The sequence below is a fragment of the Sphingomonas sp. 2R-10 genome (assembly GCF_030062225.1).
In the GTDB taxonomy this organism is placed as follows: Bacteria; Pseudomonadota; Alphaproteobacteria; order Sphingomonadales; family Sphingomonadaceae; genus Sphingomonas.
The window spans coordinates 1-22,378 of record NZ_JASCXF010000052.1 but is presented as its reverse complement, the minus strand read 5'-3'; the positions used below and the strand labels follow the sequence as shown (position 1 = coordinate 22,378).

The 22,378-nt window shown below is 68.8% G+C and carries 19 protein-coding genes and 1 pseudogene; 11 read left to right on the top strand and 9 right to left on the bottom strand.

The window, feature by feature from the left end; genetic code table 11:
• Positions 1-7 precede the first annotated feature (7 nt).
• A complete protein-coding gene (locus QLH51_RS18115) occupies positions 8-1,201 on the top strand; it encodes a penicillin-binding protein activator (protein ID WP_125655930.1) in 1,194 nt (397 codons plus the stop codon).
• A 151-nt stretch (positions 1,202-1,352) separates the two neighbouring features.
• Positions 1,353-2,201 carry an NYN domain-containing protein gene (locus QLH51_RS18110; RefSeq protein ID WP_125655928.1) on the top strand — a complete coding sequence of 283 codons (849 nt, stop codon included), beginning with the start codon at positions 1,353-1,355 and terminating at the stop codon, positions 2,199-2,201.
• 15 nt (positions 2,202-2,216) lie between these two features.
• Here the strand turns inward: QLH51_RS18110 and QLH51_RS18105 are convergent, their stop codons facing one another.
• Complete coding sequence (locus QLH51_RS18105; RefSeq protein ID WP_125655925.1) at positions 2,217-3,032, bottom strand: LD-carboxypeptidase; 816 nt, start codon at positions 3,030-3,032, stop codon at positions 2,217-2,219.
• A gap of 48 nt (positions 3,033-3,080) precedes the next feature.
• Between QLH51_RS18105 and QLH51_RS18100 the strand changes: the two genes are divergently transcribed.
• From QLH51_RS18100 to QLH51_RS18090, 3 genes are all read left to right on the top strand, one after another.
• Complete coding sequence (locus tag QLH51_RS18100; protein ID WP_125655923.1) at positions 3,081-4,472, top strand: UDP-N-acetylmuramate--L-alanine ligase; 1,392 nt, start codon at positions 3,081-3,083, stop codon at positions 4,470-4,472.
• A 237-nt stretch (positions 4,473-4,709) separates the two neighbouring features.
• Entirely contained in the window at positions 4,710-6,059 is a 1,350-nt protein-coding gene (locus tag QLH51_RS18095) for an MFS transporter (protein WP_125655920.1), read from the top strand.
• Between the two features lie 74 nt (positions 6,060-6,133).
• Entirely contained in the window at positions 6,134-6,472 is a 339-nt protein-coding gene (locus QLH51_RS18090; RefSeq protein ID WP_125655917.1) for a DUF3060 domain-containing protein, read from the top strand.
• A gap of 60 nt (positions 6,473-6,532) precedes the next feature.
• Here QLH51_RS18090 and QLH51_RS18085 read toward each other — a convergent pair whose 3' ends face one another.
• A complete protein-coding gene (locus tag QLH51_RS18085; protein WP_125655914.1) occupies positions 6,533-7,462 on the bottom strand; it encodes an ROK family protein in 930 nt (309 codons plus the stop codon).
• Between the two features lie 101 nt (positions 7,463-7,563).
• Complete coding sequence (locus tag QLH51_RS18080; protein ID WP_206428899.1) at positions 7,564-7,995, bottom strand: nuclear transport factor 2 family protein; 432 nt, start codon at positions 7,993-7,995, stop codon at positions 7,564-7,566.
• 84 nt (positions 7,996-8,079) lie between these two features.
• Here QLH51_RS18080 and QLH51_RS18075 point away from each other — a divergent pair, with 84 nt between their 5' ends.
• A complete protein-coding gene (locus tag QLH51_RS18075; RefSeq protein WP_125655911.1) occupies positions 8,080-8,262 on the top strand; it encodes a hypothetical protein in 183 nt (60 codons plus the stop codon).
• A 94-nt stretch (positions 8,263-8,356) separates the two neighbouring features.
• On the opposite strand, the gene QLH51_RS18070 is transcribed toward QLH51_RS18075, so the two are convergent.
• Positions 8,357-9,556: an ROK family transcriptional regulator gene (locus QLH51_RS18070; RefSeq protein ID WP_206428898.1), complete on the bottom strand. Its 1,200-nt coding sequence runs from the start codon at positions 9,554-9,556 to the stop codon at positions 8,357-8,359.
• A gap of 231 nt (positions 9,557-9,787) precedes the next feature.
• On the opposite strand from QLH51_RS18070, the gene QLH51_RS18065 reads away from it, so the two are divergent.
• The 4 genes from QLH51_RS18065 (at position 9,788) to QLH51_RS18050 (ending at position 15,286) form a co-directional block, all read left to right on the top strand.
• Positions 9,788-12,298, top strand: coding sequence for a glycoside hydrolase family 3 protein (locus QLH51_RS18065; RefSeq protein ID WP_125655905.1), 2,511 nt, complete (start codon positions 9,788-9,790; stop codon positions 12,296-12,298).
• Positions 12,299-12,530: 232 nt separating this feature from the next.
• Positions 12,531-13,997 carry a carboxylesterase/lipase family protein gene (locus QLH51_RS18060; protein ID WP_164516093.1) on the top strand — a complete coding sequence of 489 codons (1,467 nt, stop codon included), beginning with the start codon at positions 12,531-12,533 and terminating at the stop codon, positions 13,995-13,997.
• Positions 13,994-14,728, top strand: coding sequence for a GDSL-type esterase/lipase family protein (locus QLH51_RS18055; RefSeq protein WP_125655899.1), 735 nt, complete (start codon positions 13,994-13,996; stop codon positions 14,726-14,728). Before QLH51_RS18060 ends, QLH51_RS18055 begins: the two co-directional genes overlap by 4 nt.
• A gap of 225 nt (positions 14,729-14,953) precedes the next feature.
• A complete protein-coding gene (locus QLH51_RS18050) occupies positions 14,954-15,286 on the top strand; it encodes a hypothetical protein (RefSeq protein WP_125655896.1) in 333 nt (110 codons plus the stop codon).
• A 137-nt stretch (positions 15,287-15,423) separates the two neighbouring features.
• Here QLH51_RS18050 and QLH51_RS18045 read toward each other — a convergent pair whose 3' ends face one another.
• From QLH51_RS18045 to asd, 4 genes are all read right to left on the bottom strand, one after another.
• Complete coding sequence (locus tag QLH51_RS18045; RefSeq protein ID WP_125655893.1) at positions 15,424-16,311, bottom strand: ROK family protein; 888 nt, start codon at positions 16,309-16,311, stop codon at positions 15,424-15,426.
• Positions 16,312-16,316: 5 nt separating this feature from the next.
• Complete coding sequence (locus QLH51_RS18040) at positions 16,317-18,194, bottom strand: M61 family metallopeptidase (protein ID WP_125655890.1); 1,878 nt, start codon at positions 18,192-18,194, stop codon at positions 16,317-16,319.
• Between the two features lie 190 nt (positions 18,195-18,384).
• Positions 18,385-19,209 carry an amidohydrolase family protein gene (locus QLH51_RS18035; protein WP_125655887.1) on the bottom strand — a complete coding sequence of 275 codons (825 nt, stop codon included), beginning with the start codon at positions 19,207-19,209 and terminating at the stop codon, positions 18,385-18,387.
• Positions 19,210-19,399: 190 nt separating this feature from the next.
• Complete coding sequence (gene asd / locus QLH51_RS18030; protein WP_125655884.1) at positions 19,400-20,290, bottom strand: archaetidylserine decarboxylase; 891 nt, start codon at positions 20,288-20,290, stop codon at positions 19,400-19,402.
• 44 nt (positions 20,291-20,334) lie between these two features.
• Here asd and QLH51_RS18025 point away from each other — a divergent pair, with 44 nt between their 5' ends.
• Positions 20,335-21,990 carry an aminotransferase class III-fold pyridoxal phosphate-dependent enzyme gene (locus tag QLH51_RS18025; RefSeq protein WP_125655881.1) on the top strand — a complete coding sequence of 552 codons (1,656 nt, stop codon included), beginning with the start codon at positions 20,335-20,337 and terminating at the stop codon, positions 21,988-21,990.
• 271 nt (positions 21,991-22,261) lie between these two features.
• Here the strand turns inward: QLH51_RS18025 and QLH51_RS18020 are convergent.
• Positions 22,262-22,378, bottom strand: a pseudogene (locus tag QLH51_RS18020) (IS5/IS1182 family transposase); the annotation flags it as partial.

The window sequence follows — 22,378 nt, the reverse complement described above, 5'->3', positions numbered from 1 at the left end:
TAGGTCCATGGCAGACACGATAGCGCCGCGGCAATGGCGGCATCACATCGCGCGCGCCACGGCGCTGTTCGGGGCGGCATTGCTGGCGGGGTGCGCCACGCTGGTCCCCAGGGGCCCGGTCGAACAGGCACCGCCGCCGACCACCCGTCCGCAGCCGACCCGCCCCGATCCTGTGACCGGCGGCATCCCCGAGGATACCCAGCGCCACCGCGTCGCGCTGCTGGTGCCGCTGACCGGCCCCAATGGCGGTGTCGGACGGTCGATCGCCAACGCGACGCAGCTGGCGCTGCTCGACACGCGCAGCGAGCGGGTGCGAATCACCACCTACGACACCGCGGCCGGTGCCGGCCCCGCGGCGCAGCGCGCGATCGCGGAAGGCAACCGCCTGATCCTGGGGCCGCTGCTCGCCGAGGACGTCCGCGCGGTGACGCCGATCGCGCGTGCGGCGAAGGTGCCGGTCATCAGCTATTCGAACGACGTGTCGGTTGCGGGCAACGGCGCCTGGCTGCTGGGCTACACCCCGGCCCAGTCGATCGACCGCGTCGTCGGCCATGCGCGGACCAACGGCATGACGCAGTTCGCCGGTCTCGTTCCCGCCGGCGTCTATGGCCAGCGTGCCTCGACCAGCTTCCTGCGCGCGGTCGAACAGGCGGGGGGACAGGTCGTGTCGCTCCAGACCTATCCGCGTGGCGGCATCGCCGCGGCGGTCACCCGCCTGGCGAAGAACTCGCCCTATGAAGCGGTGCTGATCGCCGATCAGGCGGGCGCGGCGGCGATGGCGGTGCCCGCGATCCGCAAGACGCCCAGCCGGTCGGCAAGGGTGCTCGGCACCGAGCTGTGGAATACCGAAACCGGGCTGGGCTCGATGCCGGCGCTGAACGGTGCATGGTATGCCAGCGTCTCGAACACGCTCTACCGCCAGTTCGCGACCAAGTATCGCGCGCGCTTCAACGCCGCGCCGTACCGGCTGTCGAGTCTAGGCTATGATTCGGTGCTGCTGACGGTGCGCATCGCACGCGACTGGACCATCGGCCGCGACTTCCCTGAAAGCCGGCTGCGCGCCGAGGACGGGTTCGCCGGGCTGGACGGCGCGTTCCGTTTCGGCCGCGACGGCGTGGCCGAACGCGCGCTGGAGGTGCAGGAAGTGCGTGCGGGGGGTGCGGTGACGGTCAGCCCGGCGCCGCGGACGTTCGGGGAGTAGGGAAAGCACGCAATTCCGTTGCAATGGCTGCCATTGACTTTCGGCGGAACAAACGGCATATCCAACCAGCGGTACGGCTCTACCTTAATTGTCGTGCTGCAACCTACTTGGGGTCCCTGCGGGGGCCCCTTACTATTTCTAGGAACGCCGAATGACGTACAGTGCTGTTTTTGTCGATGCGGGATATCTCTTCGCGCAAGGCTCTGTCGCCTTGACGGGAGCGAAGCGTAATCGATCCGAACTCAGGTTGAATGAAGCTGCTGCTGTTGCTGCTCTCGACAAACTGGTTCATCAAAAGAGTGAAGGCTGTCGCCTCCTCCGTATCTATTGGTACGATGCCCCTCTCCATACCGGCATGACCGCGCAGCAAAGTAGCTTGGCGGTGCTTGATCGCGTCAAAATGCGGCTTGGCGTTTTGAACGGACAGGGTCAGCAAAAAGGTGTCGACTCCCTCATCGTGACCGACTTGATTGAGCTTGCTCGGAATCGATCCATAACCGACGCGCTACTCGTTTCGGGCGATGAGGATGTTCGTATCGGCGCTCAGATTGCGCAAAATTATGGCGTTAGCATTCATCTTCTTGGCATTCATCCGGCAAGAGGTTCCCAATCTCCCCTTCTACGCCAAGAAGCAGACACGATAACGGAATGGGATGCGTCCGTAGTCGGGACATTCCTATCAGCCGTTGCCGCTCCATCGATCAGCGCGCGTCCGCCCGTTTCGGGAGAAGGCGAGGCGATACAATCTTCCGCTCAAGAAGGCGAAATAATAGCAAATGTGATAAAGGGGTTGCTTGCAGAACTGAGTACAAAAGACTTGAATGATCTTCGGACGTTTTGGGCAACGAAGCCCGGCCTCCCACCGGAACTGGACCGGCCGATGCTTGGGCGGTGCCGTGACGGTTTTTCGCGTGAACTTACGCCGAACGAGCGGCGCTCAGCTAGAGCGCAGTTTGTAGAAGCTATAAAAGCGCTTCCAGCTTACACCGCAAGCGCCTGATCGGCGGCTTATGCTTCACGCCACCCCGAACGGCACCACCATGTTGTCGGCATAATGGCCGACATGCGCGCGGCCGAGATACGGCACGCCCATCGCACCGGCCCAGCGGGTGACGATCTGTTCCTCGGTCTCGCCGAAGCCGGTGTCGTCGGGATGGCGGTCGGTCACCGCGCCCAGCCGGATGCCGGCGATCCCCTTCAACTGCGTCGCCTCGCTCAACTGCCACAACAACCGGTCGATGCGGTACAGGTCCTCGCCGACCTCCTCGACGATCACGACATGGTCGGTCAGGTCGGGCAGCCACGGCGTACCGATCAGCGCGCACAGGATGACGAGGTTGAACGCGACGGTCGGGCGGCCGTCCAGTTCGGGCGCCAGCATCGTGCGGTCGCGGTTGACCAGCCATGCCAGCGCGCGCGCCGCGCTGTTGGTGCCGCCTGCCTTGCCGACCTGCGCCGCCATCGGCCCGTGGATCGGTCGCCCGATCCGCCGGGCATAGAGCGCGCCGAGCAGGAACCCCATGTCGGAAAAGCCGAGATAGCTCTTGGCCGCCGCCGCGCGGTTGAGCTGCGGCATGACCCTGTCGAGGATGCGGTTCGAGCCGTATCCACCGCGCGCGAACCAGATCGCGTCGAACCCGGGATCGTTGGCGAATTCGAGGAAGGCGGCGGCGCGCTGTTCGTCGGTGCCGGCGAAATGGCCGACGTCGAGGAAACATTGCGGATGCACCACCAAGTCGACCGCGGGATAGGTGAGCGCGGCATAGCCCTGTGTCCGGGCCATCTGGTCCTCGTCCACCCGCCGTGCGGGCGCCACCACGCCGATACGCATCACGCAACCCCGCTTGCCACCTGAGGGCAACCCCGATAGCGCCACGCGATGCTGTACGGCAAATCCTTCTTCCTCGTCGGGATCGGCGGGTCGGGCATGATGCCCCTCGCCATGATCCTCGCCGGGCGCGGCGCGACCGTCGCCGGCTCCGACCGCAGCCTCGACCAGGCGAGCCTGCCCGCCAAGTTCGACGCGCTGCGCGCGCTCGGCATCGCGCTGTTCCCGCAGGACGGCAGCGGCATCGTGTCGGCCGAACAGATCGTCGTCGCCTCTGCCGCGATCGAACCGACCGTCGCCGATATCGTCGCGGCCGACGCCATCGGGGCGGAGCGGCTGGGCCGGGCCGAACTGCTCGCCCGGCTGTTCAACGCCGCGCCGCTGTCGATCGGCGTGGCGGGGACCAGCGGCAAGTCGACCGTCACCGGCATGATCGGCTATGTCCTCCACGCGCTCGGCCGCGATCCGACGGTGATGAACGGCGCGGTGATGAAGGATTTCGCGCGGTCCGACCGCCCCTTCGCCAGCGCGCTGGTGGGGCGGGGCGATGCCTTCGTCAGCGAGGTCGACGAAAGCGACGGGTCGATCGCATTCTACGACCCGCAGGTCGCGGTGCTCAACAATGTCAGCCTCGACCACAAGTCGCTCGACGAACTGCGCGCGCTGTTCGGCGGCTTCGCGGCACGGGCCGGGCGGGTGGTCGTCAATGTCGGCGATGCCGAGGCGCGGGCACTGGCCGACACGATCGCCACGGACAGGCGCACGACCTTCGCGGTCGAGGGCGAGGCCGATCTGGTCGCACGCGCGCTCGACCTCGATGCCTTTGCCAGCCGGTTCGAGCTGGTAGTCGCGGGCGAGGTGCATGCGGTGCGGCTGGCGGTGCCGGGGCGGCACAATGTCGCCAATGCGCTGGCGGCGATCGGCGCGGTGACCGCTACCGGCGTGCCGGTCGCCGACGCGGTGCGCGCGATCGCCGGTTTTTCGGGGCTGAAACGCCGGTTCGAGCTGGTGGGCGAAGCGGGCGGGGTCGCGGTCATCGACGATTTCGGCCACAACCCCGACAAGATCGCCGCGACCATCGCCACGCTGCGCAGCCGGTCCGGGCGCCTGCTGCTGCTGTTCCAGCCGCACGGCTATGGTCCGCTGAAGGTCATGCGCCGCGAACTGGTGGCGATGTTCGCCGGCCAGCTCCACGCCGACGACCTGCTGGTGCTGCCCGATCCGGTCTATCGCGGCGGCACCGTGGCGCGCGAAGTGACCAGCGCGGACATCGTTGCCGACCTGACCGCGCTGGGCGCGCCGGCACGGCACATCCCCGACCGGGCGGCGGCGGCGGCGTTGCTGGTGGAACAGGCGCAGGCAGGCGACCGCATCGTGGTGATGGGCGCGCGCGACGATACGCTGTCGGAACTGGCGGCGGACATGGTGGCGCGGCTGGGGTAATCCGCCGCAACCAATCGCGTCACTCCAGCGAAGGCTGGGGTTTCCCCGTTATACAGCGCGCGCCTAGCCGCAGAAGACCCCAGCCTTCGCTGGGGTGACGGGGAGGGTGAGCGACAGCGGCCGCACCACTCCAAACCTTACCAATTTCTTGACATCGGTCCCCCGCTCGGCGACCGGACCAATATCGCAAGCAAATAGTCGATTAAGTCCGACAAGGTTTGAGAAGGGGAGGCCGCTTTGGCACAGACACGGGCGGGTTCCGCCACTACCGGGCTGGCATTCGCCGCCGTCACGACGCTGTTCTTCGCGTGGGGGTTCATCACCTCGCTGATCGATCCGCTGGTCGCGGCGGTGAAGGGCATCTTCACCCTGACCGATTTCGAAGCGCAGTTCGCCGCGTCGGCATTCTTCCTCGCCTATGGTCTGATCTCGATGCCCGCCGCGATCCTGCTCGGCCGGTTGAAGGCGGTGCCCTCGATCCTGTTCGCGCTGGTCACCATGATCGTCGGCTGCCTGACCATGCTGGTCGCGGCGAACCTGGCGGTGTTCCCGATCGTGCTGCTCGGCCTGTTCATTCTGGCGGCCGGCATCACCATCCTGCAGGTCGCGGCGAACCCGCTGGCCGCCGCGCTGGGTGATCCCAAGCTCAGCCATTTCCGCCTGACGCTCAGCCAGACGTTCAATTCGTTCGGCACCTTCCTGGGGCCGTTGCTCGGCGCCAGCCTGTTCCTCGAAGGGGTCGAGGTCAAGGACGGGACCGTGCTGACCGAGGCGGTGCGCGCCGGGGCGCTGGCCGGGATCGACCGCGCCTATTTCTGGATCGCGGGGCTGATCGCCGCGCTCGCCGTCTTCTTCTTCCTCAGCCGCAAGGTCGTGTCGGCGGCGGTGCCCGACGCGCCGGCCGACGTGCCCTCGCCCGGCGCGCTGCTGCGCGATGCCTTCTCGTCGCGCTGGGCGGTGCTCGGCGCGGGCGCAATCTTCCTGTATGTCGGTGCGGAGGTCGCGATCGGGACGCAGATGGCGCTGTTCCTGAACGGCGACACCGTATGGGGCGTGTCGGACGCCGCGTTCGGCGTGCCGCTGCTGGGGCTGGCGATGGGCAGCGACGGCGTCGCCGGCGTATCGTTGCAGGAAGCGGGCAAGGCGGTCGCCTTCTACTGGCTGGGCGCGATGGTCGGCCGTGCGATCGGATCGGTGCTGCTGTCGAAGGTGAAGGCGCACAAGCTGCTGGCGCTGTTCACCGGCATCGCCGTCGCCATGTGCCTGTATGTCGCGCTGGTCGGCGGGGTCGGGGCGGGTTTCGTCGCGCTGGCGATCGGGCTGTTCAACTCGATCATGTTCCCGGTCATCTTCACCCTGACGCTGGAACGCTCCAGCGCCAGCGAGGCGGCGACATCGGGCCTGTTGTGCACCGCGATCTTCGGCGGGGCGGTGATCCCGCTGATCGTCGGGCTGGTGTCGGGCGCGGTCGGGCATGGCCCGGCGTTCGTCGTGCCGGCGCTATGCTATGCCGCGCTGTGCGGCTTCGCGCTCGCCGCAGGGCGGACCGCGACGCGCAACGTCGCATCGGCGAAGAGCCTGCATTGATCGCCACGACGACGGCCATGGTTTCGCTGCCGTAATCAGGCTAGGCTCGCGCCCGACCTTATCGGAGAGATACCATGGCCGTCGTGAAGTTCGCCCTGCTGCTGACCTCCCTTGCCCTGCCCGCCACCGTGTCGGCGCAGAGCCAGTATGAAGGGGCCGGCGCGCGGCAGGACATCGACTGCGCCGGCAGCAGCGCGACGATTCGCGGCGCGGGCAACACCGCAACGGTGACCGGGCGCTGCACCGCGCTGCTGATCGAGGGGGCGGGCAACCGCGTGACGATCGACCTCGCGCCCAGGGCAACGGTGACGATCCGCGGCGCCAGCAATACCGTGGTCTACCGCACCCCCGACCGCACCAAGCCGCGCGTCAGCATCGCCGGCGCCGGCAATCAGGTATCGATGGCACGCTGACCGGTCAGCCCCGAACGTCGCCCCGGCCCGTGCAGGGGCGACGTCCTTTCGCATCGTTCCCTACGCCGCGACCCGCTCGCCCAGCGCGATCTGCGCCAGCGCGATCGATCCCAGCGGCCCCGCCTGATCGCCCAGCGCCGGTGCCACGACATAGTCGCGCTCCGGCAGCGGCAGATAGCCGTTGATGCTGGCGCGCAGCGCCGGTTCGATCCGCGCCAGCAGGTGTGGCTGCTTGTTCATCACGCCGCCGCCGATCGCGATCCGCTTCGGTCCCGTCGTGCACACCATCGCATGGCACATCGCGGTGATGGCGGACGCAACCCGGTCCCAGACCGGATGGTCGGCAGCCAGCGTCGAGACGTGGACGTCCCCCAGCGCCGCCTTGATCCCGGTCCCCGATGCCAGCCCCTCGACACAATCGTCGTGGAACGGGCAGCCGCTGGGCAGCGTGTCGCCGGGCAGCCGCGGCACCCGCAGGTGGCCGAGTTCGGCATGGCCGATCCCGCGCGTCGGCTTGCCATTGACCAGCAGCCCGACGCCGACCCCGGTGCCGATCGTCACATAGGCGAAATCGTCCAGCCCCTGCGCACAGCCCCACAAGGTCTCGGCAAAGGCGGCGCCGTTGACGTCGGTGTCGAACGCGCTCGGCACGTCGAACATCGCCGACAGCGTGCCCGCGATATCGGTCATCGGCCAGTCGGGCTTGGTCGTGGCGAGGATATGGCCCCACGTCGGCGAGGCGGGGTCGAGGTCGACCGGACCGAAGCTGGCGATGCCCAGCGCGGCAAAGCCGCCATCGTCCCACCAGCGCTGCAACACCGCCGCGATCGCGGGGAGGGTGATCGAGGGGTGCCCGGTCGGCACCGTTTCCTGCGCGAGGATCTCGCCCGGACCGGAGGCGAGGGTGCAGACGCACTTCGTACCGCCCAGTTCGATCCCCGCCAGCGGCACGGCGCCGCCGCGCGTCGCCGGATCGAAAGCTATGTTCATCCCCCAAAACCCTTGTCACCGATAAATATGGCATAAACGTCGCAGGATTCGGGACAAAGCGCAAATCGAAATCGGAATTGCGCGGCGAGTGCACCGTACCGTCAGCGCGCGGGCGGGATCGGCGTATATTGCACCGAAACCAACTGCCATGTGCCGCCCCGGCGCCGCGCGACATAGCCGATCCGCAGCGCCCGGACGGTACCGTTCGGCAGCGCCATGGTCTTGCGCTCGCTGACCACCGCCAACGTCCCCGACACCCGCACGATCCGTTCGTCGACGGTCATCGGCGGCGCTATGCGCTTCGCCGCCGGCTGGTAGAATGTCAGGACCGCCGCACGCGGATCGACGGTGCCGACCGGCGAAATCTCGACATAGTCCGGTGCCAGTGTCGCGCCGAGGGCGGCAGGATCGAACGCGGCACGCGCGGCGTCGAACCGGTCGATCAGCGCCGCGACCGCGACGTCCTGCGTCGGTGCCGCCGCCACCGGAACAGCCGTCACCATCATGATGCCCGCGATCGCCAGCTTTCGCATCGTCCGTTCCTCCCCGCAAACCGCTAACCACGATTTAACCTACTTCTGCGACGGTATCCGATATCCAGACCGGAGGCGAACCCGATGCCGAACCCTGTCCAGCCACCCGATCCGGCCACCCCATCGGCGGCCGGCGGCTGCGGCACCCGGTTCGAGCTGGCGCTGGTGGCGGCGTTCAAGGCGGGCGGCGCCTCGCCCGCACTGCCGCGCATCGCGCGATCACCCGGCCACGACGGACGGTTCCAGTCGAACTTGCCACGGACCTGATCCGGGGTCCCGCCTTCTACTGCCGTCGCGAAGGATCGTGACCCGGGTTTCGCGCGGGTAACAGGCGCGTGAACGCCGTGTCCGTCCCTACGCGTCAGGCGCCCTCTTCCGCCTTCCACAGCGCGGTGGCGCTGGGCAGCAGGAAATGGCTGAACGGCAGGATCGCCGCGCCCACCGCCGGCGCGTCCTCGGCCAGCATCGCGCGGCGTACCGGGGCCAGCGCCGGGACGTTGGTCGCCGCGACCCGCATCCGTGCGTTCATCCGTTCGGCCAGCGTGTCGACATGCGCGCCCGGCAACCGCCCGCCAACGAAGATCGCAGCCGGATTGATGAGGCAGTTGATCGCGGTCAGCGGCTCGACCAGCCGTTCGACCGATGCGTCGATCCACGCATCGACCAACGCCAGCAGCGCCGGATCGTCGGCACGCCCGCCCAGCATGTCGGCTAGGGTGAAGCCGGCATCGCGCAGCGGATGCGACAGGCCCGACAGCGACACGGTATGCTGTATCTGCGTCTGCCCACCGCGCCCGTCGGTGCCGAGCAGGAAGCCGAGCTCGCCCGAGCGTCCCTGAGCCCCGCGGTAATAGCTGCCGTCAAGGACGAGGCCGCCGCCTAGCGCCGAGGAGATCAGGATGTAGAAGAAGCTGGCATGATGCTGGCCGTGCCCCAGCTGCAATTCGCCCATCGCGGCCGCCGCCGCGTCGTTCTCGACGAAGACGGGCAGGGCGATCGGTTCGCCGAACAACGCGGCCATGTCGGCGCCCTCCCATATGGTATAGGCGTCGGGCCGGCCGGGCAGGTCGACGGTGCCCAGATCGTCGGGCCGCGCGACGCCGATGCCGACGATGCGCTGGCGATCGATACCGGCCTCCGCGATCAGCCCCTCGACCGCCGACCGGTAGAAGGCGGCGACGTCGTCGGGCATCGCGAAATCGACCTCGCGGCTGGCGCGCGCCAGCGTCTGTCCAGCGAAATCGACCAGCACGATCGTCACATGGTCGCGGTCGACGTTGATGCCGATCGCGTAGCAGGCGGCGGGATTGACCACCAGCTTGGTCGGCGGCTGTCCGCGTCCGCCGCGCCGCTGACCTGCCTCCTGCACCAGCCCCTCGCCCAGCAGGCGGCGGGTGATGTTGGCGATCGCCGGCGGCGTCAGCCCGGTGATGTTGGCAAGGTCGATACGGGTCAGCGATCCCGACACGCGGATCGCGTGCAGCGTGACTCGCTGGTTATGGTCGGCGGCGCGTTCCAGGTTGGTGCCCGACAGGCGGATCGGCGCGCGGTCGTCGGTCACGCGTGGCCCCACGCGGCAACAGGGAACAAGGGGGGCAAGGTGGTATCTCCCGGTGCGGCGCTCGGGCGCCGTCGCTTCGTCGGATGCAGCGTGGACCAGCGACGATGGCGGTTCAATCGTAAACATGAATTTCAAAAACCGTGGCGTCAGGCGTTGACAACGCTGTCGGATTTTCCGAACGGAGTATAAAGACACGTGCGTCGTCGGGCGCACGATGGGGAGAGCGATGCGATGAAACCGGTTACGACGTTCCTGCTGTGCACCGCGCTGGTCGGTGCCGCGGCATTTCCCGCCACGGCACAAACGGTGCCCGCCCCGGCACCCGCCGCGACGGCGCATCCGGACATCTGGCCGCAGGCGACGTGGCCGTACAAGGCCGATCCGGCGATCGAGGCGCGCATCGCCGACCTGCTCAAGCGGATGACGCTGGAGGAAAAGGTCGGACAGGTCGTTCAGGGCGATATCGCCAGCCTGACGCCCGAGGATGTGAAGCGCTATCACCTCGGCTCGGTGCTGAACGGCGGCAATTCCGCGCCCAACAACGACGAATTCGCGCCGGCGTCGGAATGGCTGAAGCTCGCCGACCGCTTCTATGCGGCATCGGTCGACAAGAGCGGCGGCGGCGTCGGCATTCCCGTGATATGGGGCACCGATGCGGTCCACGGCCACAGCAACATCGTCGGCGCGACGCTGTTCCCGCACAATGTCGGCTTGGGCGCGATGCACGACCCCGCGCTGATGCGGAAGATCGCGCAGGCGACGGCGGCCGAAATCCGCGCGACCGGCATCGAATGGACCTTCGCGCCCACCATCACCGTGCCGCAGGACCTGCGCTGGGGCCGTGCGTACGAAGGCTATTCGTCCGATCCGAAGCTGGTCGCCAGCTACGTCACCCAGTTCATCGAGGGGCTGCAGGGCGCGCCCGGTTCGACCAACCAGTTGAAGGGCCCCTACGTCCTCGCCTCGACCAAGCACTTCCTTGCGGACGGCGGTACGTTCGGCGGACAGGATCAGGGCGACGCGAAGATTTCCGAAACCGTGCTGCGCGACATCCACGGCACGCCCTATGTCTCGGCGATCAACGCCGGGGTGCAGACGGTGATGGCCAGCTTCAGCAGCTGGAACGGGGAAAAGATCACCGGGCACAAGGGGCTGATGACCGATGTGCTCAAGAAGCGCATGGGTTTCGGCGGGTTCATCGTCAGCGACTGGAACGCGCACGGCCAGGTCGCGGGCTGCACCAATGCGTCGTGCGCGCGGGCGATCAACGCCGGGCTCGACATGTACATGGCGCCCGACAGCTGGAAGCCGATCTGGGAAAACCTCGTCAGGCAGGTCAAGTCGGGCGAAGTCCCGATGGCCCGCCTCGACGATGCGGTCGGCAACATCCTGCGCGTGAAGCTGCGCGCCGGGCTGTTCGAGGCGGGCAAGCCGTCGTCGCGTCCGCTGTCGGGCAAGTTCGACCTGCTCGGCAGCCCCGAACACCGCGCGATCGCGCGCGAGGCGGTGGCGAAGTCGCTGGTGCTGCTCAAGAACAACGGCTCTTTGCTGCCGATCAAGGCCGGCGCACGGGTGCTGGTCGCGGGTGACGGCGCCGACGACGTCGCGCGCCAGTCGGGCGGCTGGACGCTGACATGGCAGGGGACGGGGATCGACCCGAAATATTTCCCCGGCGCGACGACGATCTACAAGGGGATCGACGCGGCGGCGAAGGCGGCCGGGGGCACGGCGACGCTGTCGGCCGATGGCAGCTTCACCGGGGCCAAGCCCGATGCGGCGATCGTCGTGTTCGGCGAGACGCCCTATGCCGAGTTCCAGGGCGACATCAAGACGCTGCAACTGCGCCCCGAACAGCGTGGGCCGATCGCGACGATGAAGAAGCTGAAGGCGCAGGGGATTCCGGTCGTCGCGGTCATGCTGACCGGCCGTCCGCTGTTCGTGAACGCCGCGATCAACGCCGCCGACGCCTTCGTCGTCGCATGGCTGCCCGGATCGGAAGGCGCGGGCGTTGCCGACGTGCTGCTCAGGGACCGCAGCGGCAAGGCGAAGCGCGACTTCACCGGCACGCTGTCCTTCGCGTGGCCGGCGACTGCCGATGCGACCGGCCCGACCCAGTTCCCGCTCGGCTACGGCCTGACCGGCGCCAGCCGGACGACGGTGCCTGCGCTGTCGGAGGATGCGAAGGTCGCCGACGTCGATGCCGGCGACACCTTCATGGACCGCGGCCTGCCGGCGACCGCATGGTCGCTCGAGGTCGGCGGGGCCGGCACCGGCGGCAATACCCGCGTCACCACCGTACCCGCGCAGTCGGGCGGCGGCCGGGTGAAGGTCACCGCGACCGATTACGGCGTACAGGAAGGTGCGCGCCGCTTCGCCATCGACGGCAGCGGCCCGGCGCAGATTTCGCTCAGCACCCAGTCGCCGGTCGACCTGACGCGCCAGACCAATGGCGACGTCCTGCTGCTCGCGACGATGCGCGTCGATGCCGCCCCGACCAGGCCGGTCACCCTGTCGCTGCGCAGCGGCCCCGGCGGGGGCCAGGTGGCGCTCGGCCGCATGGAGAAGCTGCCGGTCGGCCAGTGGAAGACGCTGGGCGTGCCGCTCAAATGCTTCGGCGGCAACGTCAACATGGGCAAGGTCGATTCGCCGTTCATCCTCGCGACCGAGGGCACGCTGACGGTCAGCATCGCCCGCGTCACGCTCGGCACGACGGCGGACGTGACGCAGACCTGTCCGCGCTGAGATCCTCCCCGGCACGGGGAGGGGGACCATGCGCAGCATGGTGGAGGGGGGTGTCGGCATACGGCACGGTTGTATTGCGCGGCCATCCCCCTCCACCGTCGCCTGCGGCGACGGTCCCCCTCCCCGTGCCGGGGAGGATTTACATCGCTCGCCGCTGGGGTAGGAAAGCCGGCACAACAGGCAGGGAACAGCAATGCGAGCGTTAGCGATACTGGCGGGAACGATCGCATTGGTGGCAACTTCCGCCACCGCACAGGAAGCCACCACCCCCGCCGCGCCGATCTCCCCGCGCGTCTCCGTGTCCGGTGGTATCGTCGAGGGCCGCGCCGCGCCCGACCGCACCGTGTTCCGCGGCATCCCCTTCGCCGCGCCGCCGATCGCCGCGAACCGCTGGCGCGAACCGCAGCCCGTGGTCGAATGGACTGGCATCCGCGCCACCACCGCCCGCGCGCCCGCCTGTCTCCAGAACGACTATGGCTGGAACCGCGCCGACCATGTCTTCGCCAGCGAGGACTGTCTGACGCTCGACGTCGCCACGCCGGCGCTGACCGGCAAGCGCCCGGTGATCGTGTGGATTCATGGCGGCAGCAACCGCGCCGGATCGGCGGGCGACATGGCGCTGTCGTCGATCGGCAAGCGTGGTGTCGTGGTGGTCGCCATCCAGTATCGCCTCGGCATCTTCGGCTTCCTGCCGCACCGCGCCCTTGCCGGCGAAGCGGGCGGCAACAGCGGCAATTACGGGCTGATGGACCAGATCGCGGCGCTGCGCTGGGTCCGCGACAACATCGCCAAGTTCGGTGGCGATCCCGACAACGTCACCATCGCAGGGGAGAGCGCCGGGTCGCAGGACGTGTCGCTGCTGCTCGCATCGCCGCTGGCGCGCGGGCTGTTCGCCAGGGCGGCGATGGAATCGGGCACCCCCGGCTTCGGCCTGCCATGGCGCCCGCTCAAGGAAGCGTTCCGCATCGGCGACCAGCTCGACGTGCTGCTCGGCACCCGCGGCAGCGCGTCCCTGCGCACCGCATCGCCCGCCGCGCTGCTCGCCGCCGACCTCAAGCTCCACGATGCGAAGCTGACCGCCGACGATTACCTGTACCTGCGCACCACGATCGACGGCGCGGTGCTGCCCGACACGCCCGAACGGCTGTTCGTCACCGCACCCAGGCGGCCGGTGATCCTCGGCAGCAACGTCCTCGAACTCGACCTGCCGGGCGGCCGACCGGCGCGCGACGGGTTCGTCGACCTGTCGTTCGGCGCGAACGCCGAAGGGGCGCGGACGTGGTACCGGCTCGACGAGGCCGACCCGCTGCCGCATCCCCGGCTCGGCACCCGCGACCAGCAGATCGCGACCGACGCGACCTTCCGCTGCCCCGCCGGCGCGCTCGCCAACCTGCTGGCGACCCGCAACTGGCCGGTCTGGCGCTACGAGTTCGACATGGCCCGCGACGGTGGCGCGGGACAGACGACCCATGCGGCCGAGATCGACTATATCTTCAACGACCGCCGGGTCGGTCCGGTATCGATGCAGGACTATTGGGTCGCCTTCGCCACCACCGGCGATCCCAATGGCGACGGCCGCCCGGCATGGGCGCGCAGCGCGCGCGGCAAGCCCGCCAACATCCTGTTCGACGCGCGCGGCGCTACCCCGCGCGAGGGCGACATCCGCCCCGAAATCTGCCGCCTGCAAGGATCGCTATGACCCCCGATCGTCGCCATTTCCTCGGCCTCGCCGCCGGGGCCGCGCTGCTGCCCGCCGCGTCTCACGCCGCGCAGGAGGAAAGCTGGGAGGTGAAGCACCAGCGCCAGCTCGCCACCGACTGGCCGTGGCTCGGCCGCTATGCCGCCGACAATGCCGCGCTCGCCGCGTCGGGTGTGAAAACCGACATCGTGTTCATGGGCGATTCGATCACCGAAGGCTGGCGCGGCAGCCGGCCCGCCTTCTTCCGCCCCGGCCGCGTCGGGCGCGGAATCAGCGGGCAGACCACGCCGCAGATGGTGCTGCGGATGATGGCGGACGTCGTCGCGCATCGCCCGAAATATGTGCACATCATGGCCGGTACCAACGACATCGCCGCCAATACCGGGCCGATCAGCCCCGAACAGACGCACGACAATCTGGCGATGATGGTGATGATCGCGCGAGACGCCGGCATCGGCGTGCTGCTGGCCAGCGTGCCGCCGGCGGACGGCTTTCCGTGGCGACCGGGCCTCGCCACCGTCGCACCGATCCGCGCGATCAATGCGTGGGCAAGGGACTATGCGGCGAAGAGCCGCGCAACATTTGTCGACTATGCCCCGGCGCTGGCGACGCCGGCCGGCGCGATGCGACCGGGCTATGCCGATGACGGCGTCCACCCGACGCCGGCGGGCTATGCCGCGATGGAGAAGGTGCTGACCCCGATCCTGCGCGCCAGGGGATTGCCGGTTTAGGCGAATGGCTGCCCTGAATCTCCTTGGCCACAAGCGTCACCCCAGCCTTCGGCGGGGTGACGTGCGCGACTGGGAATGGGGCAGAGCGTCTGGTATCGAAAAATGAACGAACCCGCCGCCCCCGCGACAATTCGGCACAATTTCCATGGGTTTGCGACAAACGCCTGCGACACGCGTCCACCATCTTCGCTGTCGACCCTGATGGTTCGAAAGAGGAGAAGAGGGATGAAGAAGTTCGCATTGATGCTCGCCGGTCTCGGTGTCGCCCTGACCGCGCTGCCCGCCGCCGCCCAGCCGTGGCAGTCGGTCAACCAGCGCCAGGCGCAGATCGAACGCCGCATCGACCAGGGCATCCGCAACGGATCGCTCAGCCGGCGCGAGGCGGTCAACCTGCGCGGCGAATTCCGTCAGATCGCCCAGCTCGAACAGCGCTATCGCCGCTCGAACGGCCTGTCGATGCAGGAACGCCGCGACCTCGACCGCCGCTTCGACGCGCTGGCGTACAAGGTCCGTGTCGACAAGCGCGACCGCAACAACCGCCCGGGCTATCGCCGGTAAAATCGGGTTGGCTCCCATAAACCGTTCGTGCTGAGTAGGGGCTGAGCGTGTCGAAGACCCGTATCGAAGCATCGTTGGCGGTCCTTGGATACGTCATCTCGACAGGCTCAATGACTACTCAGGACGAACGGTAGGGGTCATGTCCCCGCGACGAACGCGCCGATCAGGCCCGCGTCCTCGCCCAGCCGCCCCGGCACGACGATCGGCGTCGTCGTCGGGGCAAGCAGGTTCGCCCGCACCCGCGCGTCGAGCGCTGCGATCAGCCCGCCGGCATTGGCCAGCCCGCCCCCGACCGGCACGATGGTCGCCGACAGCGCGTGCAGCAGCATCGCCAGCGGCCCGCCGACCAGATCGCACCAGTAGTCGACCGTCGCCACTGCCCGCGGCTCGCCCGCCGCCGCGCCGCGGGTGATCGCGATGCTGTCGGCCGGGTGCCCGTGCAGGAACGCGTGCAGCCGCTCGATCCCGCGCGCGCTGCCGATCGTGTCGAGGCACCCCCGCCGTCCGCAGCCACAGGCGAAGACCGGCATCGCGTCCGGCGCGACGCGGCTGGACTGCACCACCGGTCCATGCCCCCATTCGCCGCCCAGCCCGCCGCGCCCGCCGACGATCCGCCCGTGTTCGACCAGCCCGCCGCCGACCCCGGTGCCCAGGATGATGCCGAACACCCGGTCATGTCCCTGCGCCACGCCCAGCGTCGCCTCCGCCAGCACGAATGCATCGGCGTCGTTGACCACCCGCACCGGGATGCCCAGCGCGGCGGCCAGGTCGTCGGCCAGCGTCCGTCCGTGGATGCAGGCGATGTTAGCGGTGGTGACGATGCCGTTCGCCGGATCGACCAGTCCGGCGGTCGCGATCGAAACCCGCGCGCACGGCACCGCCCGCAGCGCGTCGGCGAACAGCGCGACGAACGCCGCCCAGTCGCCGACCGGCGTCGGCCGCTTCGCGCGCCAGCCGATCGCCCCGCGCTCGTCGAACGCCGCGATGTCGACGAACGACCCGCCGACATCGGCACACAGCCGCATGCCGCCTATTCCGCGCCCAGCCAGTTCGCCCGGAACGTCCGCTGCGCGGCGCTCGGCACGCGCCCGACCGTCTCGCCGCGCACGATCTCCAGCGTCGGGTCGGCCGCCGGGGTCAGCGTCGCCGTCCGCTCGATCCCGCGCTGGCGATAGCGCAGTTCCACCGCCGCACCGGGCTTCAGCGCCGCGACCGCCGCATCCCATCCGGCGGTCGTCGTGACCGGCTGCCCCCCGATCGACCGGATGGTGTCGCCGCGATCGATGCCGGCCGCGAACAGCGGCGTGTTCTGCGCCGGCGACAGCATCAGCGTCACGCCGCTTTCGTCCTGTGCCGCATTGCTCCGCCCGATCCAGCCCTTGCCCGGCGCGGCGGCGCGCAGCACCAGCCCGGCCTGTTCCAGCAGCGGGGTGAAATCGGGCAGGAAGCTGCCCTCGATCGACCGGTCGAAGAACTGGTCGGCGAACGCCCGGTCGCCGGTCAGCTCGGCCAATGCCGCGCGCAGGTCGGCGGGGGCATAGGGCCGCTCGGTCGCGCCATGCTTCGCCCACAATAGCCGCATGTAATCGTCGAGGGTCTTGCCCGGAAACCGCTGGCGCAACTGCAGGTCCAGCAACAGGCCGATGACCGCCCCATAGGGGTAATAGGACACGAAGATATTCGGCTCGACCGGGTCGATCGCGGTCGCCGCGTCGACGAACGGCGCGCGCAGGCTCATCTCCTGCGGCGAAGCGTTGATCCGTGCCGCGATCCGCGCCGGGCTGTTCACCACCCCGTTCACCATCGCGCCCATCTCGCCCAGATACTCGTCGACCGACGCGAGGCCCGCGCGGCGGATCGCCAGCGGCCCGTAATAGCTGGTGAACCCCTCGGCCAGCCACAGCGACGGCGTCGGGTTCGCGCGGGTGAAGTCGAACGGCTCCAGCTCGCGCGGGCGCAGCCGCTCGACATTCCAGCTGTGGAAGAACTCGTGCGCCAGCGTGCCGAGCTGGTCGTCCTTCGCCTCCGCCAGTGACCGCCGGTCGGTGATGATCGTCGAATTGCGATGCTCCATCCCGTCACCCGCGATCGACGGACGGTAATCGGCGATGAAGGTATAGGTGCCGAAGTCGTACGCGGCCGGCGCCCCGAAGATCCTGATCTCCTCGGCCACGACCTTCTTCGCCTTTTCGGTGAAGCGGTCCATGTCGGCGGCGGTGCCGTCGTGATGCAGCGCGAGGCGGAAGGTCTTGCCGCCTTCCTGCCATTCGCGAACCATGTGGTTCGACAGCTCGGTCGGGCTGTCCATGAAATATTGCAGGTTCGGCGCCCAGAAGGTGCCGGGCGTATCGGCGGCGGGCAGTTGCGTCGCGACCTTCCACGTCGGGTCGGGGCTCTGGAACCGCACCCGGATCGGCTGCGCGTCATACCCGGTCGCCCACAGGAACGTGGCCGGCATGTTCAGGTGCGCGTGGCTCGCGTCGATCTGCGCATAGGTGCCGTCGCCCCGGTCGCCGTACAGCGTGTAGGTGACGACGACCGTCCCGTCATGCCCGTCGACGCTCCAGCCATAGGGATCGGTCCGCGTCAGCTTCAACGGCCGCCCGGCGCCGTCGGTGGCGCTGACGTCGTAGACGTTCTTGGCGAACTCGTGGATCGCATAGCGCCCCGGCGACGACCGCGACATCTGTACCCTGAGCGGGCCGGCGGGCACCCCGGTCCATGTCGCCGCGATCCGCGCGCGGTGATGCTGCGCCTGCGGGAACGACACGTCATAGCGCACGCGGGCATTCGCTCCCGGATCGCGCTGCGGGGCGGCGACCGCCACCGGCGCGACCGGCGCGGTCTGCGCCAGCGCGGGCAGGGCAAGACACGAGCCGAGCAACGCGGCGACCAGCGAACGAACCATGGCAATTCCTCTTCGAGTTGGGTGTGCTTGTAGCGGGCGACGCGGGCGTTTTGGAAGGGTGGAGCAAAACCTGCGCAACAACTACCCGTACCCCGGCGGAGGCCGGGGTCCAGTTGGGGGACGCCCGTTAGGAACCACCACCGTGCCGCAACCGGACCCCGGCCTCCGCCGGGGTACGGGTGGCGTACCGCTACACCCCGTAAAACGCCCGCGCCGCGCCGCCCATCAACCGCACCCGCGCGTCGTCCGACAACCCCGCCGTCAACGCCCGCGTCGTCGCCAGCCAGTCGCTATAGCCATCGCCCGCCGCCGACAGCACCGGCCAGTCGCTGCCCCACAGCACCCGTTCCCCGAACCAGCCGAGCACCCGTTCGACGATGCCGCCCAGCGCCAGCGGATCGTCCCCCGCCGCCTGTTCGGTGCGCAGCCCCGACAGCTTGCACCAGACGTTCGGCCGCGTCGCCAGCGCCGCCATTCCCGTCGCCCAGCCGGCATCGCCTGGCGGGGTGGGCTTGGCGGCGTGGTCGATCACGATCGGCAGCGTGGGCCAGCGATCGGCGAACGTCGCCAGCACGTCCAGATGCCGCGGCTGCACCAGCGCATCGAACCGCAGCCCGCCCGCGAACATCGCCGCCACGCCCCGCGCCACATCGTCGCGCAGCAGCCAGTCGCTTTCGGGGATCGCCTGCAACATCGGCCTGAGCCCCAGCAGCTTGGGCCGCTGCGCCAGCGCCGCGATCCGCGCCGGTGCCCCCGGATCATCCAGCGCTACCCAGCCGACCACGCCGGCAACCCACGGATCGGCCTCGGCCAAGTCCAGCATCCAGTCGGTCTCGCGATCGTCGGTCTGCGCCTGCACCAGCACGACCCGCCCGACCGGCGCATCGCCCATCGCCGCGCGGGCATCGTCCAGCGAATGGCTGCGATACAGCCCGCCGTCCGCCACCTCCGGCCAGCCATGGAACGGCGCATCGATCCGCCACACATGCAGATGCGCGTCGATGATGTCCGCCATTCCGTCTCCCCTCATCATCTGCACAGTGGCGCGGGGCTGGGATGGAACGCAACCCTTCCGCAAGTCCCGCCTCGACAAAACCGTCGCCCCGGCGAAGGCTGGGGCATCCAGCGGCCCTTGTCCCATGCTATCACGGGGAAATTCCAGCCTTCGCCGGGATGAGGCATGGTTCGGTCGCGACGACCGGACGTCAGATATCCTCCACCATCCCCCGTTCGAACAGCACGTCGCCCGCCCGCACCCGGTCGCCGGTGGCCACGCCCTGCGCCGGTACGAACGGCGCGGGCACCAGCATGACGATGGTCGATCCATGTTCGAACCACCCCATCTCATCCCCCTGCACCAGCGGCGCGTCGCACGTCGCGACCGGCCCGGCTCGCTCGCGCAGCAGCCTGACCGTATCGAGAAACGTCAGCCGGATCGCCGCGACCAGGATCGCCGCCACCGGCACCAGCAGCACCGGCGTCCCGTCGTTCAGCCGCAGCCGCACCGTCGCGCGTTCGTTGCGGCAATACAGCCGGTCGACCCGCTTCAGCGCGGGCGGATTGACGTTGAAACAGTCGCCGGGGAAATAGCGCACCCGGTCGACCCGCCCGTCCTGCGGCGCATGGAAGCGATGATACATGCCGGCGGTCAGCCGCAGCGTCACGAAGCTGCCGCCGAGATACGCCTCGCCCTCGCCCCCCGTCAGTTCGGCGACCGAATAGCGTTTGCCCTTGGCCTGCACGATGCTGTCGTCGTCGATCCGCCCGCTGGCGACGATGATCCCGTCGGACGGCGAGGCGAGCTGATGCGCGCGCGCGGCAAAGGTCCGCGCGCCGGGCCGCAGCCGGCGGATGAAGCACGCATGCATCGACGGCCAGCGCGTCTCCGCCGCATCGGACAGGTCGACGTCGCTGAATGTCCGCCACACCGCGATCGACGCACGCGCGATCCATGGCTGCTCGACCTTGCTGAACCGCCCCATCGCCCGCGTCAGCGTCCGGCGCGGCAGCCAGTTGGTCGCGGCATAATTCAGCGATTCGAATGCGGTCAGCTTTGCGATGACGCGGGCGATGGGGGAGGGGGCGGTACGGTCCATGGCCGTCATCAATATTACCTCATCGGGTCATATTCGCGTCAGTCATGTCGCCCATCGCCCTCGTGCTCGCCGCCGGCACCGCCGGTTTTCTCGCCGCCACGAAGGGGCGCGCCCGTATCGCGCTCAGTCGCGCCAAGCACGGCTCGCTCACCGGCCATGTCCGCTGGGGCCAGCGGATCGCGCGCCAGATCGCGTTCTACGACTATGACGATGCGCGCTTCTTCGCCGCCGACGATGCGCCAGCCGATATCGCGGACCAGCGCCGCGCCGGCTTCGAACGGCTGTCCGCACTCTATGCCGAGCGATTCGCGAAGACCGTCGCCGCGACGAAGGACCTGCGCGAGGGGCTGTCCGACCTGCAATTCACCGGCCGCTACCGCGTGCCGTTCCAGTTCAGCGCGAAGGTCCGCGAACGCCTCGCGACCGGCGCCTTCTACGCATCGTCGTCGGGGGTGACCGTCACCGATCTCGACGGCAACGACTTCTACGACCTCGCCGGCTCCTACGGCGTCAACCTGTTCGGCCACGATTTCTACCGGGACTGCATCGCGCAAGGGGCCGCCCGTGTCGCCGGCCTCGGCCCGGTGCTCGGCACCTATCACCCGGTCATTGCCGGCAATGTCGCCCGGCTGCGCACGATCAGCGGGCTGGACGAGGTGTCGTTCCACATGTCCGGCACCGAAGCGGTGATGCAGGCGGTACGCCTCGCCCGCTACCACACCGGCCGCCGCCGGGTGGTGCGCTTCGCCGGTGCCTATCATGGCTGGTGGGGCGATGTGCAGCCGGGCATCGGCAACCCGACGCCCGCCGACAACACGCTGACCCTTTCCGAACTGTCCGACCGGACGCTGCACGTGCTGGCGACGCGAAAGGACATTGCCTGCGTGCTGGTCAACCCGTTGCAGGCGATGCACCCGAACAAGGGCGCACCGTCCGACGGCACGCTGGTCGACAGCAGCCGCAGCGCGCAGCTCGACCGCGCCGCGTATCGCGACTGGCTGGTGCGCCTGCGCGAGGTGTGCACGAAGGCGGGCATCGTCCTGATCTTCGACGAAGTGTTCATGGGCTTCCGTCTGGCGAAGGGCGGCATGGCCGAGGCGTTCGGCGTCCGCCCCGACATGGTGACCTACGGCAAGACGCTGGGCGGTGGCCTGCCGGTCGGCGTCGTCTGCGGCCGCGCCGACCTGATGCGCCGTTTCCGCCCCGAAGCGCCCGCCGACATCTGCTTCGCGCGCGGCACCTTCAATGCGCACCCCTATGTCATGGGCACGATGGACGTGTTCCTCGAACGCCTCGATTCGCCGGAAGTGCAGGCGATGTACGACGGCGTCGCAGCCCGCTGGGACGCGCGCCTCGCCCATTTCAATGCGGCGATGGCGGATGCCGGCCTGCCGGTGCGCGCCGCGGGGATGCAGACGGTATGGACGATCCTCTACACCGTGCCGTCGCGCTACAACTGGATGCTGCAATATTACTGCCGGGCCGAGGGGCTGGCGCTCAGCTGGGTCGGCACCGGCCGCCTGATCTTCAGCCTGAACTATGACGACGCGGCGTTCGCCGAGGTCGTGGCGCGCTTCGTCAGGGCGGCGCAAGCGTGTCACGCCGACGGCTGGTGGTGGAGCGCCCCCGGCACGACGAACAGGATGCTCCGGCGGCAGGTGCTGAAGGAAACCCTGTCGCGCCGGCTGGGGCGGGGATAGACGGCGCGCCACCCGGCGGGATGCCGGACAGGATCGAGACGTCGACCCACCGCCCCCGACCGTACCCCCGCGCGGGCGGGGGTCCAGAGGCGACCGAGGCAATCGGTTGTTTCGCGGGGCCGATCGACATCCACGCGCATATCGTCACCCCGGACTCGATCGAGACCTCTGCGAAAATCTCGAACAGAGCCAACGCCTCGCCGGGGTACGGGTTAAGGGCTTTTGCAGAGGTCTCGACTCGATCCGGGGTCTTGGTTCTTCCTAGAGGCTGTTATGAACCATCAGCGAGTGCAGCGGCCTGTTTCATCATGAGGCAGGCGAAGGCGACGATGTGAAGTCCTGCGAGTGTTTCGGCGTAACGTTCGTAGTCTTTGACGAGGCGTCGGAA